This is a genomic window from Streptomyces sp. NPDC001204, from assembly GCF_053598035.1.
In genome coordinates this window covers 1-1,113 of record NZ_JBSFJL010000105.1, presented here as the reverse complement: position 1 = coordinate 1,113, position 1,113 = coordinate 1, and the positions used below count along the sequence as shown (strand labels likewise).

The following is a 1,113-nucleotide window of genomic DNA, read 5'->3' as shown; positions in this document are numbered from 1 at the left end:
CCTCGCTGTTTCGGTTGGCGTCGGCTGATCTGGGGTGATCCATGTGCCGGGGGGCGCGGGGCTGCCGTCGGATGTTGGGCATGGCGGGGTCCCGGCGCTGGGGCCGGGTGCTCCTGGGTCCTCGGGTCGTGGGTGGTCAGCGGCGACGTCGTCGGTCAGGTGGCTGGTCGGGGCAGTGCGACGAGGCGGCTGAACGCCGCGGTCAGTTCGTGGCGCCAGGGCCAGGTGGCGGCGATCCGCAGGCGTAGGCGGCGGGCTCCGCGGGTGATCCGGGCGGCAGCATGCAGGAGGCGGTAGCGCAGTTTCTTGGGCTCGGCGGTGGCCAACTCGCCGTCCAGCAGCAGGGTTCGCGCCCAGGCCAGCAGGTCGATCGCGGTCAGGGACAGCTCCAGCCAGGCCTGGTTGATGGCGAAGCGGCGGGAGGGGAAGCGGCCGAAGCCGGTGCTCTTGCCGCAGCGGATGTGGTCCTCGACCCGGGCGTGGGCCCGGTGGCGGACCTCCAAATCCTGGAGTGAGCCGCCGCCGGCGACGGGCGTGTCGGTGAGGAAGACCTGGTGGCGCATGCCTTCGTCCTGGTCGAAAAGGGACAGCTGGGCGCCGGGGTGGGGGCGCTCGCGGCGGACGATGACGCGGGTGCCGTCCGGGTATCCGGTGAGGTCGACCAGGCCGGTCAGCTCGGCGACCTCGGCGCCGACGCGCAGGGTGCCGTCCTGTTCCAGGGCGGGGTGCCAGACCTGGTCGGGTAGGGCCCGGATGGCCTTGCGGACCTGTTCGGTGACGGCGTGCCCGACGGAGAAGGTGGTCTGGATCCCGCGCTGGCGCAGGGCTCGTAGGTGGGCGAGGAAGGCTTTCGCGCCGCCCGCGCTGTCGGCGCGGACGAGGATTTCGGTGCCGTGGCGGTGGGTGTCGGGGATCTGCGCGAGGGCTTGGTCGAGGACGGTGATGTGGTCGGCTGCGGTGTTCGCTCCGGCGTTGCCCGGCCGCAGGATGCCTGCGAGGGCCTCGCCGGTGTTGTCGAGGAAGCAGAGCAGCGGGTGGTAGCCGAAGCCGCGCTTGTAGGTGGCGGCGGCCTGTTCCTTCTCGGAGTGGCAGGCGACCAGGGTCGCGTCGATG

At 72.2% G+C, this 1,113-nt stretch carries 1 protein-coding gene; it reads right to left on the bottom strand.

Going from position 1 to position 1,113, the window contains the following annotated elements:
• Window positions 1-155: 155 nt before the first annotated feature.
• On the bottom strand, window positions 156-1,113 hold a 958-nt coding region (locus tag ACWC91_RS41630), incomplete at its 5' end, for an IS1380 family transposase (protein WP_450645107.1).